Here is a 20,138-nt window from a genome sequence, read left to right as displayed (position 1 = left end):
CTGTTCCCCGCGCCCCTGTAGGCGGACCCGCACTGGACCCGTCGCCGCCCGTAGGGGAGTTCACTCGCGATGGCGGAGCAGCAGCATCGCCGCGTCGTCGTGCAGCGGCCCCTCCGTGTGGAGGATGAGGTCGCGCCGCAGGGCCTCCAGCGCGGCCTCGGGGTCGGGGTCCTTGAGGAGCGGGGTGCGGGCTCCCAGGGGGTAGAACGCACCGTCGCGGTCGCGGGCCTCGGTGACGCCGTCGGTGTACAGGAGGAGCTGGTCGCCGGGGGCGAAGGCGACCTGGAAGGGCTGGGGGCCCTCGCCTGAGCCGAGGCCGAGGCCGAGCGGGAGGGCGTACTCGGCGGGTTCGGGGAAGGACACCGAGCCGTCCGCGCGCACCAACAGGGGTGGCGGGTGGCCGTAGTTGAGGAACACCGCCCCGTTCGCGGGGTCCAGCTCAGCGATGATCGCGGTGACGAACTTCTCGCCCTGCAAGGTCCGGCCCGCCGCCCGCTCGATGCGTACGCCCACGCCCTTGAGGTCGGGCTCGTCGTGCGCGGCCTCGCGGAACGCGCCGAGCACCACCGCCGCCGTCTCCACCGATTCGAGCCCCTTGCCCTGCACATCCCCGATGATCACGCGCACCCCGCCGGGCGCCGAGACCACCTCGTACAGGTCCCCGCCGATGCGCGCCTCCGCGACCGCCGAGGTGTACGAGACGGCCGCGCGCAGATGCCCGGCGCTGCGCGGCACCGGGCGCAGCAGCACGCGCTGGGCGACCTCGGCGATGGAACGCATGCCGGCGAGTTCGGCCTCTCGGCGCCGGCGCATCACGCTGCCGACGGCGGCCACCGCGGTGACCCCCGCGACGGCGGCGAGCGAGGCGAAGCCGCGGCGCTCCTCGAAGAGCTCGCTGTAGATCCCGAGCCCCACCCCGGCGGCCAGCGCGATCAGGCCGACGACGACCGTGCGCCGCCAGCCGCCGGCCAGGCCCGCGAAGGCGGGCCCGAGCGCGACGAGCGGCAGCAGGCCGATCGTGGGGCCCGCGATCAGGTTGGCCACGACGACCAGCGCCATCACCGCGTACGGCAGCAGGGAGAGCACCACGGGGTCGGAGCCGGACCGCTCTTCGGTACGGGTGTGGCCCTTCCCGGTTCTTCGCACCATGGCCGCACCCCTTTCACACCCTTGGGCAACCATTTCGCCACGCCGAGGCCGCCGCAACCCTTCCGTTACCGAATCGAGGCCGCGAGCCGGGTGTGGGAAGGTCAGGCGCTGGCCCGCTTCCGGGGGGTCGTCTTCTTCGCGGCGGTCTTCTTGGCCGTGGTGGCCGTGGACTTCTTCGCGCCGGTGGACTTGGGGCTCGCCGCGGCCGATTTCCTGGCCGGCGCCTTGGCGGTGCCGGTCTTCGCGGCGGTGCTCTTCTTGCCCTGTGCGGTCTTCGTTCCGGTGGTCTTCTTCGCCGCGGCCGTCGACTTCGCGGCCGTTTTCGACGCCGTCCTCTTCGCGGGCGCCGACTTGCGGCTGCCGGACTTGCGCGAGCTCAGCTCGGTGACCTCGGCGACGTCACCGTCCCCCTGCGCGCCCGTCTCCCCGTCCTCGCCGCGCGAGGCCTTCGCGGCCTTGACGCTGTTCTCCAGGGCCGCCATCAGGTCGATGACCTTGCCGCCCTTGGCGGCGGGGGCCTCCGGGGCCGGGGCCACCGCGCCGTCCGCCTTCGCGGCGATCAGCTCCTCGACGGCGGTGCGGTAGTCGTCGTGCAGGGTCTCCATGTCGACCTCGCCGAGGGTGTCCATCAGGGCGTCCGCCAGGTCGAGTTCGGCCTCGCGGATGCTCACGTCGGCCTCGGGGGCGGCTTCGCCGGAGGCGCGGATCTCGTCCGGCCAGAGCAGTCCGTGCATCGCGATCACGTCGTCGACCACCCGCAGCATGCCGAGCCGCTCCCGTCCGCGCAGCGCGAACTTGGCGATCGCCACCTTCTTGCTGCGCTTGAGGGCCTCGCGCAGCAGCGTGTACGGCTTCGCCGCGGGCACCCCGTTGGCGGAGAGGTAGTACGCGGCGTCCATCTGGAGCGGGTCGATCGTGTCGGCCGCCACGAACGCGACGATCTCGATCGTCTTGGCGGTGGGCAGCGGCAGCGAGGCCAGGTCGGCGTCGGTGATCGGGATCATCGAGCCGTCGGCGTCCTCGTACGCCTTGCCGATCTCGTCCTGGCTCAGCTCCTCGCCGTCCAGCTCGCACACCTTGCGGTAGCGGACCCGGCCGCCGTCCGCGGTGTGGATCTGGCGGAACGAGATCGAGTGGTTCTCGGTGGCGTTCACGACCTTGATCGGAATGTTGACCAGGCCGAACGAGATCGCACCGTTCCAGATGGATCGCACGGTTTCTCCTCTTCGTCCCCGAGGCGTGCGTTTGGTGTGGTTCGTGGGACTCTCATCGTATGACGCCGATCACGGAGGTGGAGGGGCGGCGGATCGCCCTCTCGAATCTGGACAAGGTGCTCTACCCGGCCACCGGCACCACCAAGGGCGAGCTGCTGCACTACTGCGCCTCGGTCTCGGGCCCGCTCCTGGCCCATCTGGACGGCCGCCCGGTGTCGTTCCTGCGCTTCCCGGACGGCCCCGGGGGCCAGCGCTTCTTCACCAAGAATCCTCCGCCGGGCACCCCCGCCTGGGTGAAGACGGCCGAGGTGCCGCGCTCCGAGGACAAGGCGGCCCGCCAGGTCGTGGTGTCGGACCTCGCGACTCTGATGTGGGCGGCGAACCTGGTGGTCGAGTTCCACACCCCGCAGTGGCGGGCCGGCGCCCCGGCGCTCGCCGACCGCCTCGTGCTCGACCTCGACCCGGGCGAGCCCGCGAGCGTCGTCGAGTGCTGCGCGGTGGCGCGGTGGCTGCGCGAGCGGCTCGCGGCGGACGGGCTCGCCGCCCACGCCAAGACCTCGGGCGCCAAGGGGCTGCATCTCCTCGCGGCCCTCGATCCGACGCCCTCCGAGCAGGTCTCGGCGTACGCGAAGACGCTGGCCAAGGAGGCCGAGGCGGCTCTTCCGGGCCTGGTCACGCACAAGATGGCGAAGGCGCTGCGGCCGGGGAAGGTGTTCGTCGACTTCAGTCAGAACGCCGCCGCCAAGACCACCGCGACGCCCTACACCGTGCGCGCCAAGGAGCGTCCGACGGTGTCGGCGCCGGTGTCCTGGGCGGAGGTCGAGGCCTGTGCGGCCCCGGGCGATCTGACGTTCCTGATCAGCGACATCGGGCCCCGCCTGGACCGGGACGGCGATCTCCTCGCGCCGCTCGCCGACCCCGACGCGGCGGGCCGGCTGCCGTGACCGCCGACCGGGGCCCGGCAGAGGTCGCGCTGCGGCCCCCGGTCGACGTCATGCGCCCGCGGCCGGCCGAGGAGATCCCCGGGACCGGCAGCACACCCGGCGGCCTCCAGTACTCGCTCAAGCTCGACGGGTTCCGCGCGCTCGCCTTCGTACTCGACGGCGGAAGGGTCTTCCTCCAGTCGCGCTCCCGGCGTGACCTCTCCCGGGAGTTCCCGGAGATCGCCGCCCATCTGCGCGATCACCTGCCGCCCGGAATCGTCCTGGACGGCGAGCTGTGCGCCTATCGCGAGGGGCGGCTGAGCTTCACCGATCTGCTGCGCTCGCACGGCGACCGCGAGCGGTCGGGCGTCCCGGTGTCCTACATCGCCTTCGACATCCTCGCCGTCCCCGGCCGGGACGTACGGGCGCTGCCGCTGCGGGACCGGTGGGAGCTGCTGGGGACGGCGCTGCGGGAGGTCGGGCCGCCCGTGCAGCGGGTCCTCGCCACGCTGGACGAGGACACCGCGCACGCCTGGTTCCGGGACCTGCGGTCCGTGGGCGTCGAGGGGATCGTGGCGAAGGCCCTCGACTCTCCCTACCGGCCCGGAGGTACCCGGGCCTGGCGCAAGATCCGGCACTCCGACACCCGCGACGGCGCGCTCCTCGGCGTCTTCGGGCCGCCGGAGCGTCCGCGCTCCCTGCTCGTCCGGCTCCCCGACGACCGCACCGTGCAGACCTCGCCCCGTCTGACCCCGCTCCAGGCCCGGCAGGTGGGCGAGCTGATCCGTGACCGCCTGGGCGAGCGGGCGGACCACCCCGACCACGGGCTGGTCCGCATGCTCACCGAGCCCCTGCCCGTGGAGCTGCGCGAGGCGGCCGGACGCCAGGAGGGCGCTCGTTTCGTCCGCGTACGCTCCGAGGAGTAAGCCCTCCGTCGCGGGCGGCCCCGGCGCACAGGCCCGGGTCGGTCAGCGCGGTCGGCGGGCGTTGAGCCGGGCTGCCTGACGGGTGAGGTGGTCACGCTCGGCGAGGTTCGGTGCCCGGTGGGCCGCTTCGGCGTACAGACGTGCCGCCGTCGCCAGGTCGCCGGCCCGCTCGTGCAGGTGGGCGGCCACCGCGGTGTGGCGGGGCAGCGAGGCGTCCAGGTCCGCGAGCGCCGCGAGGCCCGCGCGCGGCCCGTCGGCCTCGCCGACGGCCACCGCGCGGTTGAGCCGGACGACGGGGCTGCCGGTCAGACGCACCAGCTCGTCGTACCACTCGACGATCTGCACCCAGTCGGTCTCCTCGGCGCTGAGCGCGTCGGCGTGCAGTGCCGCGATCGCGGCCTGCGCCTGGTACTCCCCCAACCGGTCCTGGGCGAGAGCCAGTTGGAGCACCCGCACGCCCTCGGCGATCGCCCGGGTGTCCCATGTGCCGCGGTCCTGCTCGGCGAGCGGCACCAGGCTGCCGTCGGGCGCGGTCCGCGCGGCGCGGCGGGCGTGGTGGAGCAGCATCAGGGCGAGCAGCCCCGCGACCTCGGGGTGGTCGATCGCAGCCTTGAGCTGCCGGGTGAGGCGGATGGCCTCGGCGGCGAGGTCGACATCGCCGGAGTAGCCCTCGTTGAAGACCAGGTAGAGGACGCGCAGCACGGTGGCGACATCTCCGGCCCGGTCGAGCCGCACGCCGGAGACCGTGCGCTTGGCCCGGCTGATGCGCTGCGCCATGGTCGCCTCGGGAACCAGATACGCCTGGGCGATCTGACGCGTCGTCAGGCCTCCGACGGCGCGCAGCGTGAGCGCGACCGCCGACGACGGAGTGAGGGAGGGGTGGGCGCACAGGAAGTACAGCCGGAGGGTGTCGTCCGACGCGGGCGCGGGCCCGGGGGCCGGCTCCTCCTCGACCCGCTCCTCGCGCCGGCGCCGGGCCGCGTCCGAGCGGGTCGCGTCGAGGAAGCGGCGCCAGGCGACGGTGACCAGCCAGCCCTTCGGGTCCCGGGGCCGCTCGGCCGGCCAGACCCGGACCGCCTCGACCAGGGCGTCCTGCACCGCGTCCTCGGCCGCCGCGAAGTCGACTCCGCGGCGGACGAGGACGGTGAGCACTCCGGGGGTGAGGCTTCTCAGCAGCGCCTCGTCCACGGGGAAGTTCACTCCGTGACGGTGGGGTGCGCGCCCAGGAACGGGCGCAGCTCCAGCCACTCGTGGATCGGCCTGCCGCCGGCGCCGGGCGCGGCCGACAGCTCCCCGGCCAGTTCCACGGCCCGCTCGTAGCTGTCGACGTCGATCACCATCCAGCCCGCGATGACGTCCTTGGTCTCGGCGAACGGGCCGTCGGTGACCGGCGGCCGCCCTTCGCCGTCGTAGCGGACGAACGTCCCCTCGGGCGCGAGGGCCTGGCTGTCGACGAATTCGCCGGTCTTCTCCAGGCGGGCGGCGAAGTCGTTCATGTACTGGATGTGGGCCGAGATCTCCTCCGGCGTCCACTCGGCCATCGGCACGTCGTTCACCGGAGCCGGGGCGCCGCGGTAGTGCTTCAGGAGCAGGTACTTGGCCATGGTGGCTCTCCTCGGTGCGGGTGCGGCCCATTCTGGCCGCGTTCACTCCGAGGACGGAGCCGGGCACGGGTTCTCGACATCGCCGTCGGAACTTTTTTACCGACCGGCATCGCCGTCGGCGCCATTCCGCGGGCCGGCATCCCTGTCGGTGCCTTGCGCGGCCCGGCATCCCTGTCGGTGCCTTGCGCGGCCCGGCAGCTCTGCCGCTGCCTTGCGCGGGCCGCGGGATGAACGGGTCGGTTCACACGCGCAGCCATGTCCTGCGGTCCCGGGCCGTCCAGTACAGGGACTCGACGTCGGCGGGCTTGAGCACGCCGCCGGCGCGGGCCAGCTCAGGGAGGTCGCGGTCCGTCAGGACGCGCACGTCCGGGGCCACGGCCGGGCCCCGCTCGACCCGTTCCGCATCCACCAGGAGCAGCACCGCCCGCACCGCCGCCGCCAGAGCGAAGGAGGCGCGTTCGGCCCGGTGCCGGGCGTCCCGCAGGAGCGGCAGCGGAGCGGCCCTGCCCACCGTGACCAGCGGGTCGGCGATCCGCACCCGACGCCGCCGGGCGTCGAGCGAGCGCACGGCGTACACGCCCGCGGGCCCGACCAGCAGGTGGTCGATCGTTGCCGCGCCGGGCAGCGGCACCGAGTGCAGGACCCGCCAGCCCGCGCCTTCGAGCCGTTCGAGCGCGGCCCCGGCCAGCTGTTGCGCGGCCAGCTCTCGGCGGCGGGGATCGGGCCGCAGGCGGCGGGGGCCGGCGTGCCGGTCCAGGTCGCCGAGCAGCGCCTCACCGGGCCGGTTGGGCGCGAGGTCGTCGTCGGGGTGCAGGGAGAGCCGGACCAGATCGGAACGGGTCGGCACGGGCGGCGGGCCGACGGTCGGCTCGCCCACGACGTACGGGCGCAGCGCGGCGAGCACCTCGGCCCTGCGGTCGTCGAGCAGCAGCGATACGCGGCCGGTGTCCCGGTCGTACCAGGCGGCGGCACGGCCGTCCGGGAGGCTGACGTACAGTCGCGCCTGCCCGTGCGTCCGGCCGTGCCCGTGCCCGTGTACCGGTGTGACCCGTAGTCCTGCCATGCCCCATCACCCCACCACGATCCATGGGAACAGCCCGACGGCCGTGGGGGCAATAAGTCGTGTGGGCGTCGTCACAACGCGATGGACGCGAGGCGGTCATGGCCACGACACTTGCGCGCGGCACGACATCGGTAATTCCGGGAGGGGAACCACTCAATGATCATCTTCGGCACCCGCGGCTATCTGTACCAGCTCGCCATGCTCACGTTGGTGTGCGGACGCTGCGGGAATCCGGCGGCGCATGCGATCCGCAAGTCCGTCACGAAGTTCACGCTGTTCTTCGTGCCGCTGTTCCCGATCTCGACGAAGTTCCGTACGCAGTGCACCTTCTGCGGGCTTGAGCAGGGGATCACCAAGGAGCAGGCCGAGGGGTTGCTTGCGGCGCCGGTCGCTCCGCAGGAGCCGTACGGTCAGTCGGCCCAGCCCGGCCAGATCCAGGGCCAGAACCCCTACCAGCAGTAGCCCGCACCCCGCTCGCCCGGGGATGCCTGCACTGGCCCGCACCGGAGCATTCAGGGCCACCTACAGGGGCGCGGGGAACTGCGCGAGAAGCGACCACGGCCCGCGGACAGAAAAGGGCTCAGGGGCGCGGGGAACTGCGCGAACGGCCCCGCGCCGCAGTGGTAACCACACTGCCCGGTGACCTACGGCGAGCTGTTACATATGCGCCGCAATGTCGCAATGGCGGGGCTTTAGCGTCGTACCCATGACCACGCCCACCCCGCCCCGCACCGCCCGCACCACCCGCACCGCCCGCCTCGCGGTCGCCTCCGCGCTCGCTCTCGGTGTCGGCGGCGGCCTCATGGCCTGCACCCCCGGCCCGGTGGCCAAGGCCCCGGACGTGCGGGTGCAGAACGCGGCCACCGCGCGGGCCGAGGCCGTCGTCGGGCCGCTGCGGGCTTCCGAGCCGACCCGGCTCGTCATCCCGTCCGCGAAGGTCGACGCGAGCCCGGTGCTGCGGCTCGGGGTGGACTCCGATCAGGAGCTTCAGGTGCCGCCGGTGGACCGGGCCGAGCAGGCCGGCTGGTACACCGGCAGCGTCACGCCGGGCGAGAAGGGCGCTTCCGTCCTGGTCGCGCACTACGACACCGCGAACGGCCCGGCGCTGATGCGGAATGTGAAGGGCATGAAGGTCGGGGATGTGATCGAGGTCGGCCGGGCGGACGGCTCGACCGCGGTGTTCAGGATCAGGGAGACCCAGCAGGTCGAGAAAAAGGACTTCCCCACGCATAAGGTTTACGGGAAGACCGATCGCCCCGAGCTCCGCCTCATCACCTGCGGCGGCCCCATCGTGGACGGTCACCGATCGGCCAACATCATCTTCTATGCCGACCTGGTCCAGGCCCGATGAGGCCCGACAAGGCACCGGGGCTCCGGCGAAGGCCCGGCGGAAGGTGAAATAGCCTGGGGTTCCCGCACGACAGGAGCACCTTGATCCGCAACCGCCGCACAGCCCTCCTGGCACCCCTGCTGATCGCAGTGGGTGCGTTGCTGCTGTCCGGCTGCGGCGGGGCGGGCCACCTGGAGAGTTCGGGTGCGACGCCGACCGCCATCGGGCCGATCCACCTGTGGCCGGAGCTGCCGCCCGCGACCGCCACCCCCAATGACTACGGCCAGACCGACACCGAGCAGGTGCCGGGCATCAAGGTCCCCGGCGGCGACGTCCGCAAGCTGAACCCGGTCGCGGTGGTGCAGGCCGAGGTGAAGGCGCACCCCAACACCTACAGCGGCGCGGACGGGCTGTACGACGAAACGGTTCGCCAGCTGGCCGCCTGCAAGCAGAAGCCGGCCGGCTGCCCGGTGCTCAAGCCCTACTACCGGGACCTGACCGGGGACGGCAAGGACGAGCTGATCCTGGGCATCCGGATGCCCGACCAGAATCTGGCGGTGCGCTGCTACATGCCGGCCAAGGACGGCGGTCTGATCCGCATCATGTCCACCGTCGACCAGATCATCAGCGTCGACCTGGCCGGCAGCGATGTCATCCTGCGGTCGGTGTCGGCGGGCATGCCGGGCTACGAGTACCGCACGGCATGGTCCTGGGACGACCACCAGCAGGCGATGCTCCCCACCCGGGACGAGATCGTGCGCAACAAGCCGAGCGGCAAGCACCCCGTGCCCCCCGGCGGCGGCGGTCCGCTCGCGCCGTCGCCGAAGAAGAAGCCGCCGACGGCGAGCCCGTCGGCCACCCCCACGGCGGACGCACCATGAAAAAGCCCCGGACCACCCGGCTGCGCCTGCCCGCCTGGACCGCGACCCTCACCTGGAAGGCCGCGGTGTTCATCACCGTGATGTGCTGCGCCCTCGCCTCCCTGCTCGGCGTCCTGGTGCATGTGTCGGTGACCCGGCAGACCGTGGGCGAAGCCCGGCACAAGGCGCTCGACCGGCTGACCGACGTCACCCGCATGTACGAGGCGGGCGAGCAGTTGCCGCCCGGCGCCGCTCTCGACCCGCCCGAGCTGCCCCCTTCGCTGCGCGCGCTCGCCGTCTCCGGCAAGCGCGGCACCCTCGTCGACGACGACCACGGACGCCCCACCATGTGGGCGGCGGGCCCGGCCGACGGCAAGGCGCTCGCCGCCGAGATCGACTACACCCAGAGCGCCCGCACCATCAACGGACTCGACAAGGCCATCCTCGGCTCGTCCATCCTCGCCATCGGCGCGACCCTGCTCGTCGGTGTCTTCGCGGTCACCCGGATCACCCGGCGGCTGCACCAGACGGCGACCGTCGCCCGCCGGATCGACGCGGGCGACCTCGACGCCCGGGTCAACGACCCGCGTACCAGGGACCCCTCGCGCCCCCAGGACGAAGTGGCCACGGTGGCCGGCGCCCTCGACACGATGGCCTCCACGCTCCAGGGGAAACTGCTCAGCGAACAGCGCTTCACCGCGGACGTGGCGCACGAGCTGCGCACCCCGCTGACCGGTCTGCACGCCGCGGCCGAGCTGCTGCCCGAGGGACGCCCGGCCGAGCTGGTGCGCGACCGGGTGCGGGCGATGCGCTCGCTCACCGAGGACCTCCTGGAGATATCCCGGCTCGACGCGGGCAGCGAGACGGTCGACCTCGACCTCCAGGAGCTGGCCCCGGTGGTCGAGCGGCTGGTGCGCGCCTCCGTGGCCTCCGGCACCGCCGAGGCGGACACCACCGTGACGGTCGTGCGGGACACCTGCGTCGAGACCGACAAGCGCCGCCTCGAACGGGTCCTCGGCAATCTGCTCGCCAACGCCCACAAGCACGGCAAGGCCCCGGTGGAGCTGACCGTGCACGGGCCGGTCGTCACCGTTCGCGACCACGGCACCGGCTATCCGGACTACCTCCTCGACCACGGCCCGCAGCGCTTCCGCACGGACGCCGGAAGCAAGGGCCACGGCCTCGGCCTGACCATCGCGGTGGGCCAGGCGGCCGTGATCGGCGCGGAGCTGACCTTCCACAACGCCCCGGACGGCGGCGCGGTGGCCCGGCTCGAACTCCCGGAGTACGTCAGCTTCGAGGTGCCGGGCACCGATGCCGCCCCGCACGGCGCGTGACGGCTCGTCACGCTTTGCGAGGACGAAGCGGCGAATTTAGTGTGAGCCAGGCGAACTGAGGGTCGTTCACCTGCGGCCCCGCCCCGTTCCAGGAGGCACCATGTCCCTGCGTTCCCCCCTAGGGCCTGCCCTGGCCGCACTCGGTCTCTGCGTGGCCACCGGAGCCGTGGCCGTCCTCGCCACGGCGGCGCCCGCCGCCGCCGAGGAGTCCGCGCACAACGAGTACAAGGGCCGCGTCACCGCCAAGTCCGGCCTGATCCTGCGCGACCGGCCGACCCGGAGCAGCCGGATCGTCGGCAAGGCCCCGTACGGCTCGATCGTGCACATCTTCTGCAAGACCGGCGGCGACCGGGTCAACGGGAACGACCGCTGGTACCTGCTCACCGACGGCACCTGGGCGTGGGGTTCGGCCTACTACATCGACAACATCGGGGCCGTACCGCGCTGGTGCTGACCCCCTGAGCCGCCATCGCTCAGCGGACGCGAACCGAACGTGGGCGGGCGGCTCTTCGGAGCCCCCGTCACCCGGACGGGCCAGGCGGCCGCAGCACCGGCGCCGCCCGCCCGCCCGGCACCCTACGACATACACGGACATAAGGCCTCGGCTTGCTACGTTGCGTGCCATGACCGCACCGTCGGCGGCGGACGCCCCACCGCCCGAGCTGCGCCTCCCCAAGCGGCGGGGCGTCGAACTCTCGCTGCTCGTCGGTGCCGTCCTCGTCGTGGTGCTCGGCTATGTGAACGTCGGGCTCGCCCGCACCGGCTCCGTCCCGCACGACGCCACACGCTATGCCGCCGGACTCGGCCTGCTCGCCCTGATCACCCACCTCGTGGTCCGCTTCCGCGCGCCGTACGCCGATCCCCTGCTGCTGCCGATCGCGGTGCTGCTCAACGGGCTCGGCCTGGTACTGATCTACCGGCTCGACCTCGCGACACCGGGCAGCCGGGCGGCCCCGGCCCAGCTGGTGTGGTCGACGCTCGGGGTCGTCCTGTTCCTCGGCGTCGTCCTGGTGCTGCGCGACCACCGGGTGCTCCAGCGGTACGCCTACCTCTCGATGGCCGCCGCTCTGGTCCTCATGCTCGTCCCGATCCTGTTCCCCGCGATCAACGGCGCCAAGATCTGGATCAGGGTCGCCGGGTTCTCCTTCCAGCCGGCCGAGCTCGCCAAGATCCTGCTGGCCCTGTTCTTCGCCGCCTATCTGGCCGCCAACCGCAACGCCCTCGCGTACACCGGACGCCGGATCTGGCGGCTCCAACTGCCCACCGGCCGGGTGCTCGGGCCGATCGTGGCGATCTGGCTGCTGAGCGTCGGCGTCCTCGTCCTCGAACGCGACCTCGGCACCTCGCTGCTGTTCTTCGGGCTGTTCGTGGTGATGCTGTACGTGGCGACCGGGCGCACCGGCTGGATCGCGGTGGGCCTGCTGCTCGCCTCGGCCGGGGCGGCGGCGGTCGCCCTGTTCGAGCCGCATGTGCACGCCCGGGTCACCGACTGGCTGAACCCGTACGCCACCATCGAGGCCGGCATCGGCCCCAGCCAGCTGGCCCAGTCGCTGTTCGCCTTCGCGGCCGGCGGCACGCTCGGCACGGGGCTCGGGCTCGGCCACTCCGTCCTGATCGGCTTCGCCGCGAAGTCCGACTTCATCCTGGCCACCGCGGGCGAGGAACTCGGCCTGTCCGGGCTGGCCGCGATCTTCCTGCTCTACGCCCTGCTCGTGGCCCGGGGCTATCGGGCCGGGCTCTGTCTGCCGAGCCCGTTCGGGCGGCTCCTCGCCATCGGGCTCGCCTCGATCCTGGCGCTCCAGGTGTTCGTCATCGCGGGCGGTGTGATGGGCCTGATCCCGCTCACCGGCATGGCGATGCCGTTCCTGGCGCAGGGCGGCTCCTCCGTGGTCACCAACTGGATCATCGTGGCGCTGCTCATCCGGATCAGCGACTCCGCCCGCCGCCCGCTCCCCGCGGTCGAGCCGGGTGTCATCGCACGGCCCGAACCGGTGGAGGGAACAGCCAGGTGATCCGGTACATCCGGCGGGCCGCCGCCTTCTGTCTGGTGCTGCTCGTGGCACTCCTCGTGAACGCGGCCCGCGTCCAGGTCTTCGAGGCCGACGCACTCGACAACAATCCCGCCAACCGCCGCCTGGCCATTGCCCGTTACCACCAGCCGCGCGGCGCCATCATGGTCGACAAGGAGAGCGTCACCGGGTCCCGGGACAGCGGCCAGCAGCTGCGGTACGAGCGGACGTACAAGAACGGTCCGCTGTACGCGCCCGTCACCGGGTACGCCTCGCAGACCTACGGCACGACGCTCGTCGAGAACGCGGAGGACGGTGTCCTGTCCGGCACCTCCTCGCTCCTTTCGGTGTTCCCGCTGTGGAACGACGTGACGCGGGGCCGGCACTCCGGCGGGCGGGCCGTCACCACCATCAAGGCGTCGATGCAGCGGGCCGCGTACGACGGTCTGGGCGGCAAGAAGGGCGCGGTCGCGGCGGTCGAACCCGCGACGGGCAAGATCCTGGCGCTGGTCAGCAGCCCCTCCTACGAACCCGGGGTGCTCTCGGGCACGGGCAAGGCGGTCGCGGGCGCCTGGGCGCGGCTCACCACGGACCCGAACCAGCCCATGCTGAACCGGGCGATCCGGCAGACCTATCCGCCCGGTTCGGCGTTCAAGATCGTGACGGCCGCCGCAGCGCTCGACGCGGGGGCGGTCACGGACGTCGACGCCGCGACCGACACCCCCGATCCTTACGTCCTGCCCAACACCAGCACCACGCTGCCCAACGAGGCGAGCGGCTGCGGCAACGCGTCGCTCACGTACGCGGTCACGGTCTCCTGCAACACGGTGATGGCGCAGCTCGGGGTGAAGGTGGGGCTGCGCGGAATGCTGGACGCGGTACGGAAGTTCGGCTTCAACGACACGAAGCTGCGGATCCCGTCCGGGGTCGCGAAGTCCAACTTCGACACCCGGATGAGCCCGGACCAGCTGGCCCTGTCCTCCATCGGACAGTTCGACACGACGGCCACTCCGCTCCAGATGGCGATGGTCTCGGCGGCCGTCGCCAACGGCGGGGACCTCAAGTACCCCTATCTGGTGGACCGTACGACGACCTCGCGCGGCTCCACGGTGTCCACGACCGTGCCGCGGACCTACCAGCGTGCGATGAACCCGGCGACCGCGATGCGGTTGCAGCAGATGATGGTGGACGTGGTGCGCACCGGTACCGGCACCAGCGCCGCGATCCCGGGAGCGACGGTCGGCGGCAAGACCGGCACCGCGCAGAACGGCATCGGCAACATCGGCAGCCCGTACGCCTGGTTCATCTCCTGGGCCCAGGCGGACGGCGCGGTCCGCCCGGCCGTGGCGGTCGCGGTCGTCGTCGAGGACGCGTCGGCCAGGCGCGGCGACATCAGCGGCGGCGGCGACGCGGCGCCGATCGCCAAGGCGGTGATGGAGGCGGCGCTGGCCCCGTGACGGGGCGTCGCGCGCGGGTCGGCGGCGCCGGTCGCCGGGTCAGCGGCGGCGGTCCATTGCGCTGAGGTCGATCTCGATGGGGAAGGGGAGGTCTACCTTGAGCTCCTTGTGGAACGTCCCGATCGGATTGTAGGCCTTGGTCGCCGGGTCCAGCTCGAAGACGTACACGACGGGCTGACCGTCGGACAGCTCGACCCGCCAGAAGTGCTGGACACCCGCCCGGGCGTACTTGCGGGGCTTGACCTCTCGGTCCCGGTCCGCCGATTCGACGGATACCACCTCGACGGCCAGCAGGACGTCCTCCGGCTTGAACCAGGTCTGCTGGAAACCGGTGTCCGCCTCGACGGGCACCACGAGGACATCGGGCTCGGGCCGGTTGCGCGGGTCCAGCTTCACGGTCATCTCCCCGATGGCCTCCAAGTGCTCCGGCGCCTGCCGCGTCAGCTCGCTCACCAGGAAGTGAATGGCGCGCGAGTGAAACCGGGTCTGCGGACTCATGAAGACGAGGCTCCCGTCGATCAGCTCCGTGTGCGGAGGGAGATTCGGAAGCCGGTCCAGGTCGTCCGCCGTCCAGCCGCCCACCGGCGGGCGGGGCCACCGGTACTCGCTGTCCAGCTCGTACTCGCGTGCGGCGCTCATGATTGCTCCCATGCGACGGAGTCTGTCTCGCACTGACAGCCTACCCAGCGGCTATCAAGGGTGCGCCGCCCGAAAGACTGTGCGCCGGTCGCCGCGTTGACGGCTGAGGCCGCGCGACCGGCGCGGGGGACGTCAGGATGCCGCGCCCTCCTCGATCGCCTCCGTCACCTCCGCCACCCGTGCCGACTCCTCCGTGGCGAAGCGTTCACGGTCCAGTTGCTCGGCGATCTCCTCGTCCTGGGCCATCAGGAGGTCCAGGTTGGAGTCGCCGAGGTCGAAGACGCCCATGTCGAGGTACGCCTTCTGGAGGCGCTCGCCCCACAGGCCGATGTCCTTCACGCAGGGGACGATGCGGCTGAAGAGGAGCTTGCGGAACAGGTGGAGGAACTCGCTCTCCTCGCTGAGCTGTTCGGCCTCCTTCTTCGGGATGCCGAAGTTCTCCAGGACCTCCACCCCGCGCAGCCGGTCGCGCATCAGGTAGCAGCCCTCGATGACGAACTCCTCGCGCTCCTTCAGCTCCGCGTCGGACAGCTGGCGGTAGTAGTCGCGCAGCGCCATGCGCCCGAAGGCCACGTGGCGGGCCTCGTCCTGCATGACGTACGCCAGGATCTGCTTGGGCAGCGGCTTGTCCGTGGTGTCGCGGATCATGCCGAAGGCCGCGAGCGCCAGGCCCTCGATCAGGACCTGCATGCCGAGGTAGGGCATGTCCCAGCGGGAGTCCCGCAGGGTGTCGCCGAGCAGCGCCTGGAGGTTGTCGTTGACCGGGTAGAGCATGCCGAGCTTCTCGTGCAGGAAGCGGCCGTAGATCTCGGCGTGCCGGGCCTCGTCCATGGTCTGGGTGGCCGAGTAGAACTTGGCGTCCAGGTCGGGCACGGACTCCACGATGCGGGCGGCGCACACCATCGCGCCCTGCTCGCCGTGCAGGAACTGGCTGAACTGCCAGGAGGTGTAGTGCAGTCGCAGCTCACCCTTGTCCCGGTCGGTCATCTTGGCCCAGTGCGGGGTGCCGTACAGCGTCATCGCCTCGTCGGGGGTGCCGAGGGGGTCGTACGGGTCGACCTCCAGGTCCCAGTCGATGCGCTTGGCGCCGTCCCACTGCTTGTCCTTGCCCTTCTGGTAGAGGGCGAGCAGGCGGTCGCGCCCGTCGTCGTACTCCCAGCTGAAGCGGGCGGCACCGGAGGCGGGCACCTGCCAGAGCGGTTCCTGCGGGCCCTTCACATAGAGGTCGTGCGTCGACACGTGCGGCTCCTTCGCCTCGCGGACGGCATCGTCCAGCGGCTCAACTTCTGCACACTGCTGTGCAGTTGGCAGGTTCACACGGCGGTAGACGCGGGGTCAACAAGTCGGGCGCAAGGGATTGACGGTCTTGCTGACAAGCAGTCTCATAAGAGGTGACCGCAGGTAACCCAGCCACGAGGTGCCCCACGCCATGACGACCGTGACCGAACGCGAACTGCTCCGCGACGCACTCGGCCTGCTCAGGGACCGCGAGCAAGTGGCTGAGCGGCTGCTCGAATCGTCCGCGAAGCACTCCTTCGACCCCGACAAGGAGCTGGACTGGGACGCCCCCGTCGAGGACGGGAAGTGGTTCTGGCCGCCGGAGCTGCTCTCCCTCTACGACACCCCGCTGTGGCGGAAGATGTCCGAGGAGCAGCGCATGGACCTGGCCCGCCACGAGGCGGCGTCCCTCGCCTCGCTCGGGATCTGGTTCGAGATCATCCTGATGCAGCTGCTGGTCCGGCACATCTACGACAAGGCGCTGACCAGCAACCACGTCCGCTACGCGCTCACCGAGATCGCCGACGAGTGCCGCCACTCGATGATGTTCGCCCGCATGATCAAGAAGGGCGGGGCGCCGACGTACCGGGTGCCGAGGATCTACCACAACCTCGCCCGCGTCCTGAAGACCGTCTCCACCACCCCGGGCTCCTTCGCGGCCACCCTGCTCGGCGAGGAGATCCTGGACTGGATGCAGCGCCTGACCTTCCCGGACGAGCGCGTCCAGACCATCGTGCGCGGCGTGACCCGCATCCATGTGGTCGAGGAGGCCCGCCATGTCCGGTACGCGCGCGAGGAGTTGAGGCGCCAGATGGTATCCGCGCCGCGCTGGGAGCGGGAGTTGACCAGGGTCAGCTGCGGCGAGGCGGCCCGCGTCTTCGCCACCTGCTTCGTGAACCCGCAGGTGTACGAGAACGTGGGCCTGGACCGCCGCGAGGCCGTGGCCCAGGTGAAGGCGAGCGGCCACCGCCGCGAGGTCATGCAGAGCGGCGCGGGCCGCCTGACCGAATTCCTCGACGACATCGGCGTCCTGAACGGGGTCAGCCGGCGGCTGTGGAAGAGCTCGGGACTCCTGGCGTAAACCCCGGACCCGGCGATTACGCTGCCCGTATGACCTCTCCCGCCGCCACCCCCGCGTACCGCAGGCTCAGTGTCGAGGAGCGTCGCACCCAGCTCCTCGGCGCGGCCCTGACGCTCTTCGCGCACCGGGCGCCGGAGGACGTGTCGCTCGACGACGTGGCCGAGGCGGCCGGGGTCTCGCGGCCGCTGGTCTATCGCTACTTCCCGGGCGGCAAGCAGCAGTTGTACGAGGCCGCGCTGCGCTCGTCGGCCGACGAGCTGGAGCTGTGCTTCGCCGAGGCGCAGAGCGGGCCGCTCACCCAGCGGCTCACCCGGGCGCTCGACCGCTACCTCGCCTTCGTCGACCAGCACGACGCCGGGTTCTCCGCGCTGCTCCAAGGCGGCAGCATGGCCGAGACGTCCCGGACGACCGCGATCGTGGACGAGGTGCGGCGGGCCGCGGCCGAGCAGATCCTGGTCCACCTGGAGGTGGCCGAGCCGGGGCCGCGGCTGCGGATGATGGTGCGCACCTGGATCGCGGCGGTCGAGGCCGCCTCGCTGATCTGGCTGGACGAGGAGAAGCAGCCCCCGCTGCCCGAGCTGCGGGACTGGCTGGTGGACCATCTGGTGGCGCTGCTCACCGCGACGGCGGCCACCGACGCGCAGACGTCGGCGGCGGTGCGCGGCGCGCTGTCCCACGAGTCCCCCGAAGGCGCGGCCGGGGTGCTGGCCCGCCGGGTGATACCCGTCGTGAGCGAGGCGGCCCACCTGCTGTGAGACTTGGGGGGTGCGAAGCGAGAACACCCTCTTTGTGGGCGGCCCCCTCGACGGGCGCGTCCTGCCGGTACTGACCGGCCCGACCGGCAAGCCGCCGCAGTGGTACGAGGTGCCCGTGCCCGATGCCGAGGGCGGCCCGGCGACCGTCCACGCCTACCGTCTGGAGCCGGCCTCCCACACCAAGCGGCTCGGGCTGCCCCGCGGCTGGAAGTACACCTATGTGCCCGAGGGCCGCGAACCGCGGCGCTGGCCATGGACCAAGAAGGGCACCGACGCAAGCCCCCGCACCGGGCAGCCGCCGCACGAGTGAGCCGAATCCACCGTTCACTTCTCCCGCCAGGACGGTCGCGGCGGCGCGTGCCACGATCCGGTGGGGCCGGACCGACCGGTTCCGGACCGGAGGTGAGCACATGTCAGGTCGTGTGCGCTCGGTATGTGCGGTGGCCGTCGCCGCGGCCCTGGCGACGGCGGCCGTGGGCCCGCTCGCGGTCGCGGCACCCCAGCCGCCCGGCGAGTCGTCGGCCGCGCTGCCCGGCGGGCCCCCCGCGACCTCACCGCCGGCCCTCCTCAACCAGCTCCAGACGCTGTACCGGCAGACGGAGGAGGCGACCGAGGCGTACAAGACCACCGATGTCGAGCTGAAGCGCCGCGAGGGCGAGGACAGGAAACTGACCGCCTCGCTCGCCCAGGCCCGCACCGCGCTCGCGCACAGCCGCGGCGACGCCGGCCGCCTGGCCCGCGAGCAGTACCAGGGCCGCAGCGACCTCTCCGGCTACCTGCGCCTGCTGCTGGCCGACGACCCGCAGAGCGCACTCGACCAGCGCCATGTCCTGGACCGCGCGGCCGGCGAACGCCAGGCCGCGATGAACCGGCTGGCCGGCGGCGAGCGGCGGGCCGCGGAACTCGCCAGGGCCTCGCGCCAGGCCCTCGACGAGCAGCAGGCCCTCGCCCGGCAGCAGCAACAGGCCAAGGACGAGGTCGAGGCGCGGCTCAGGGAAGTCGAGAAGCTGCTCTCCGGCCTCTCCCCCGACCAGCTGGCCGAGCTCACCCGGCTGGAACAGCAGGGCACCGAGCGGGCCCAGCAGACCCTGCTCTCCTCGGGCGCCCTCAGCTCGACCCGGGCCCCCTCCTCGGAGGGCGACCGGGCGCTCACCTACGCCGTCGACCAGATCGGCAAGCCGTATGTGTGGGGCGCCGAGGGCCCCGAGTCCTACGACTGCTCGGGCCTCACCTCGCAGGCGTGGGCGCACGCGGGCCGCTCGATCCCGCGCACCAGCCAGGAGCAGTGGGCCGAACTCCCGCGCGTCCCGCTGAACTCGCTGCGCCCGGGCGACCTGGTGATCTACTTCCCCAAGGCCACCCATGTGGCGATGTACCTGGGCGACGGCCTGGTGGTACAGGCCCCGCGCCCCGGCACCCGCGTCAAGGTCTCCCCCATCGCCGCCAACCCCCTGCTGGGTGCGGTTCGCCCGGACCCGGCGGCGGGCTCCCTGTCCTCGTACCGCCCCCGGAGGCTGCCCGAGGGCGCCTCGGAGGGGGCGGACACGGGGTACTCGACCGACGCGGAGCCCTCCAACTAGCCTGGTACGCCTGCCACTTCGGCGAGATCGGCGGCGGCGCTCCTCTCCGGCCATCGGCGCGAGCGGGGGCCGCCCTTGGCGTAGCTGGAACTCGGCGCCTCTGGGCGCCGGTTCGGGGGCACTCACTGCTGTTGGCGCCCGGCAACCTGGACACGGCGGGCAAGCCAGGGTCTCCTTGGCCAACCTCTGACCGGAGTGGCCCGGCGCAGAGCGAGCAAGCAAGCAAGCATGAAAATGCCAGGTCGCAGGCGCGGCAAGGCATGATGGTGCGGTACATCAGCTCCCGACCAGCGCGGACGACAGGGGAATCGTGGCCTACCAACTCAGCTTCTTCTGCCGCTCCGGGGAAGAGAGCGGCGACGAGGCTCTTGATCACCTGCTGGACCACTTGCTGGAGAGCGGCAACGCTTTGCTGGGCGAGTGGCTGGGGCCGTACGAGGACTCGGTGGCCGCGTTCAGGCTCGGCACTCGCAGCAAGGACAGCGACGGGCCGGTCGCGGACTTGCTGACACTGGAACTGCACGTGGGTGTAGCCGAGATCGCGGAGTCCGTGATCGCTGCATCGCCCCATGACGAGCGGGGTATCTGGGGATGCGACCTGCTTGCCACCGTCACCCTCGGCGGAGACAACCCCGACTGGGCCCTCGTGCACCACATCTGGGCCGCTGTGGTGAGCCTGTGGAAAGCGGTTCCGTGGGATGAATCCTCCGGATTCGGGGTTGCTGCCGGGGAACTGCCGCAGCAAGGCTTCCCCGGGGATGGGCTCTTGAGCAGATCCGCGTCAGCGAACCAGCAGGGCAGGTGAAAGGCTCGCCGGTTCATGGGCAGCGGGCACCCCGGGTTGCTTCGGGACGAAGGGGGCTTGGCCCCTCCGGAGGGGCGGCCGCCGTGCGGCCGGGAGCGAGTTCTGGGCCGTCTGCGGGCCGCCCCAAG

Annotated in this window: 21 protein-coding genes; 14 read left to right on the top strand and 7 right to left on the bottom strand. The window is 71.9% G+C overall.

Going from position 1 to position 20,138, the window contains the following annotated elements; all coding sequences use genetic code 11:
* Positions 1 to 60: 60 nt before the first annotated feature.
* Together CG740_RS36635 and ku are read right to left on the bottom strand one after the other, a co-directional pair.
* The gene (locus CG740_RS36635; protein ID WP_234376709.1) at positions 61 to 1,059 is read right to left on the bottom strand and encodes a PP2C family protein-serine/threonine phosphatase; all 999 of its coding nucleotides are present in this window, start codon (positions 1,057 to 1,059) and stop codon (positions 61 to 63) included.
* A gap of 191 nt (positions 1,060 to 1,250) precedes the next feature.
* On the bottom strand, positions 1,251 to 2,363 hold the full coding sequence (gene ku / locus CG740_RS36630) for a non-homologous end joining protein Ku (protein ID WP_100579641.1): 1,113 nt from the start codon (positions 2,361 to 2,363) through the stop codon (positions 1,251 to 1,253).
* A gap of 59 nt (positions 2,364 to 2,422) precedes the next feature.
* On the opposite strand from ku, the gene ligD reads away from it, so the two are divergent.
* Entirely contained in the window at positions 2,423 to 3,307 is an 885-nt protein-coding gene (gene ligD, locus CG740_RS36625) for a non-homologous end-joining DNA ligase (protein WP_100579640.1), read from the top strand.
* The gene (locus tag CG740_RS36620) at positions 3,304 to 4,212 is read left to right on the top strand and encodes an ATP-dependent DNA ligase (protein ID WP_234376703.1); all 909 of its coding nucleotides are present in this window, start codon (positions 3,304 to 3,306) and stop codon (positions 4,210 to 4,212) included. Before ligD ends, CG740_RS36620 begins: the two co-directional genes overlap by 4 nt.
* Positions 4,213 to 4,254: 42 nt before the next feature.
* On the opposite strand, the gene CG740_RS36615 is transcribed toward CG740_RS36620, so the two are convergent.
* From CG740_RS36615 to CG740_RS36605, 3 genes are all read right to left on the bottom strand, one after another.
* Complete coding sequence (locus CG740_RS36615; protein WP_100579639.1) at positions 4,255 to 5,400, bottom strand: RNA polymerase sigma factor; 1,146 nt, start codon at positions 5,398 to 5,400, stop codon at positions 4,255 to 4,257.
* Positions 5,401 to 5,408: 8 nt separating this feature from the next.
* Entirely contained in the window at positions 5,409 to 5,816 is a 408-nt protein-coding gene (locus CG740_RS36610) for a YciI family protein (RefSeq protein ID WP_100579638.1), read from the bottom strand.
* A gap of 241 nt (positions 5,817 to 6,057) precedes the next feature.
* Positions 6,058 to 6,879 carry a nuclease-related domain-containing protein gene (locus CG740_RS36605; protein ID WP_100579637.1) on the bottom strand — a complete coding sequence of 274 codons (822 nt, stop codon included), beginning with the start codon at positions 6,877 to 6,879 and terminating at the stop codon, positions 6,058 to 6,060.
* A 156-nt stretch (positions 6,880 to 7,035) separates the two neighbouring features.
* Between CG740_RS36605 and CG740_RS36600 the strand changes: the two genes are divergently transcribed.
* The 7 genes from CG740_RS36600 to CG740_RS36570 all read left to right on the top strand — a co-directional run bounded on the left by CG740_RS36600 (position 7,036) and on the right by CG740_RS36570 (position 13,872).
* A complete protein-coding gene (locus CG740_RS36600) occupies positions 7,036 to 7,341 on the top strand; it encodes a zinc-ribbon domain-containing protein (RefSeq protein ID WP_100579636.1) in 306 nt (101 codons plus the stop codon).
* Positions 7,342 to 7,585: 244 nt separating this feature from the next.
* Positions 7,586 to 8,230, top strand: coding sequence for a class F sortase (locus CG740_RS36595; RefSeq protein WP_100579635.1), 645 nt, complete (start codon positions 7,586 to 7,588; stop codon positions 8,228 to 8,230).
* Positions 8,231 to 8,310: 80 nt separating this feature from the next.
* Positions 8,311 to 9,090, top strand: a complete 780-nt coding sequence (locus tag CG740_RS36590) for a hypothetical protein (RefSeq protein WP_100579634.1) — start codon at positions 8,311 to 8,313, stop codon at positions 9,088 to 9,090.
* A complete protein-coding gene (locus CG740_RS36585) occupies positions 9,087 to 10,406 on the top strand; it encodes a sensor histidine kinase (RefSeq protein WP_100579633.1) in 1,320 nt (439 codons plus the stop codon). Before CG740_RS36590 ends, CG740_RS36585 begins: the two co-directional genes overlap by 4 nt.
* A gap of 100 nt (positions 10,407 to 10,506) precedes the next feature.
* Complete coding sequence (locus CG740_RS36580) at positions 10,507 to 10,860, top strand: SH3 domain-containing protein (protein ID WP_100579632.1); 354 nt, start codon at positions 10,507 to 10,509, stop codon at positions 10,858 to 10,860.
* Positions 10,861 to 11,029: 169 nt separating this feature from the next.
* Positions 11,030 to 12,418 carry an FtsW/RodA/SpoVE family cell cycle protein gene (locus CG740_RS36575; RefSeq protein WP_100579631.1) on the top strand — a complete coding sequence of 463 codons (1,389 nt, stop codon included), beginning with the start codon at positions 11,030 to 11,032 and terminating at the stop codon, positions 12,416 to 12,418.
* Positions 12,415 to 13,872, top strand: coding sequence for a penicillin-binding transpeptidase domain-containing protein (locus CG740_RS36570; protein ID WP_100579630.1), 1,458 nt, complete (start codon positions 12,415 to 12,417; stop codon positions 13,870 to 13,872). The genes CG740_RS36575 and CG740_RS36570 overlap by 4 nt, the downstream gene beginning before the upstream one ends.
* A 39-nt stretch (positions 13,873 to 13,911) precedes the next feature.
* Here CG740_RS36570 and CG740_RS36565 read toward each other — a convergent pair whose 3' ends face one another.
* A complete protein-coding gene (locus CG740_RS36565) occupies positions 13,912 to 14,511 on the bottom strand; it encodes a Uma2 family endonuclease (RefSeq protein WP_100579629.1) in 600 nt (199 codons plus the stop codon).
* A 132-nt stretch (positions 14,512 to 14,643) separates the two neighbouring features.
* Positions 14,644 to 15,750, bottom strand: coding sequence for a ferritin-like domain-containing protein (locus CG740_RS36560; protein ID WP_100579628.1), 1,107 nt, complete (start codon positions 15,748 to 15,750; stop codon positions 14,644 to 14,646).
* Positions 15,751 to 15,940: 190 nt separating this feature from the next.
* Between CG740_RS36560 and CG740_RS36555 the strand changes: the two genes are divergently transcribed.
* From CG740_RS36555 to CG740_RS36535, 5 genes are all read left to right on the top strand, one after another.
* Complete coding sequence (locus CG740_RS36555) at positions 15,941 to 16,870, top strand: AurF N-oxygenase family protein (RefSeq protein WP_100579627.1); 930 nt, start codon at positions 15,941 to 15,943, stop codon at positions 16,868 to 16,870.
* Between the two features lie 29 nt (positions 16,871 to 16,899).
* A complete protein-coding gene (locus tag CG740_RS36550; RefSeq protein WP_100579626.1) occupies positions 16,900 to 17,625 on the top strand; it encodes a TetR/AcrR family transcriptional regulator in 726 nt (241 codons plus the stop codon).
* Positions 17,626 to 17,635: 10 nt separating this feature from the next.
* On the top strand, positions 17,636 to 17,935 hold the full coding sequence (locus tag CG740_RS36545; RefSeq protein WP_100579625.1) for a hypothetical protein: 300 nt from the start codon (positions 17,636 to 17,638) through the stop codon (positions 17,933 to 17,935).
* Positions 17,936 to 18,035: 100 nt separating this feature from the next.
* Positions 18,036 to 19,205: a C40 family peptidase gene (locus CG740_RS36540; protein WP_100579624.1), complete on the top strand. Its 1,170-nt coding sequence runs from the start codon at positions 18,036 to 18,038 to the stop codon at positions 19,203 to 19,205.
* A 310-nt stretch (positions 19,206 to 19,515) separates the two neighbouring features.
* Entirely contained in the window at positions 19,516 to 20,010 is a 495-nt protein-coding gene (locus CG740_RS36535; RefSeq protein ID WP_100579623.1) for a hypothetical protein, read from the top strand.
* Positions 20,011 to 20,138 lie beyond the last annotated feature (128 nt).

Origin of the sequence: Streptomyces sp. CB01201 (assembly GCF_002803085.1) — a bacterium.
Lineage (GTDB): Bacteria > Actinomycetota > Actinomycetes > Streptomycetales > Streptomycetaceae > Streptomyces > Streptomyces hundungensis.
This window is presented reverse-complemented; position numbering and strand designations above follow the sequence as displayed.

Coding starts and splice junctions, on each gene's coding strand:
- CG740_RS36635 (WP_234376709.1), bottom strand. CDS start 1,059: ATGGCGCTGGTCGTCGTGGCCAACCTGATCGCGGGCCCCACGATCGGC.
- ligD (WP_100579640.1), top strand. CDS start 2,423: ATGACGCCGATCACGGAGGTGGAGGGGCGGCGGATCGCCCTCTCGAAT.
- CG740_RS36610 (WP_100579638.1), bottom strand. CDS start 5,816: ATGGCCAAGTACCTGCTCCTGAAGCACTACCGCGGCGCCCCGGCTCCG.
- CG740_RS36605 (WP_100579637.1), bottom strand. CDS start 6,879: ATGGCAGGACTACGGGTCACACCGGTACACGGGCACGGGCACGGCCGG.
- CG740_RS36600 (WP_100579636.1), top strand. CDS start 7,036: ATGATCATCTTCGGCACCCGCGGCTATCTGTACCAGCTCGCCATGCTC.
- CG740_RS36595 (WP_100579635.1), top strand. CDS start 7,586: ATGACCACGCCCACCCCGCCCCGCACCGCCCGCACCACCCGCACCGCC.
- CG740_RS36585 (WP_100579633.1), top strand. CDS start 9,087: ATGAAAAAGCCCCGGACCACCCGGCTGCGCCTGCCCGCCTGGACCGCG.
- CG740_RS36580 (WP_100579632.1), top strand. CDS start 10,507: ATGTCCCTGCGTTCCCCCCTAGGGCCTGCCCTGGCCGCACTCGGTCTC.
- CG740_RS36575 (WP_100579631.1), top strand. CDS start 11,030: ATGACCGCACCGTCGGCGGCGGACGCCCCACCGCCCGAGCTGCGCCTC.
- CG740_RS36565 (WP_100579629.1), bottom strand. CDS start 14,511: ATGAGCGCCGCACGCGAGTACGAGCTGGACAGCGAGTACCGGTGGCCC.
- CG740_RS36555 (WP_100579627.1), top strand. CDS start 15,941: ATGACGACCGTGACCGAACGCGAACTGCTCCGCGACGCACTCGGCCTG.
- CG740_RS36550 (WP_100579626.1), top strand. CDS start 16,900: ATGACCTCTCCCGCCGCCACCCCCGCGTACCGCAGGCTCAGTGTCGAG.
- CG740_RS36540 (WP_100579624.1), top strand. CDS start 18,036: ATGTCAGGTCGTGTGCGCTCGGTATGTGCGGTGGCCGTCGCCGCGGCC.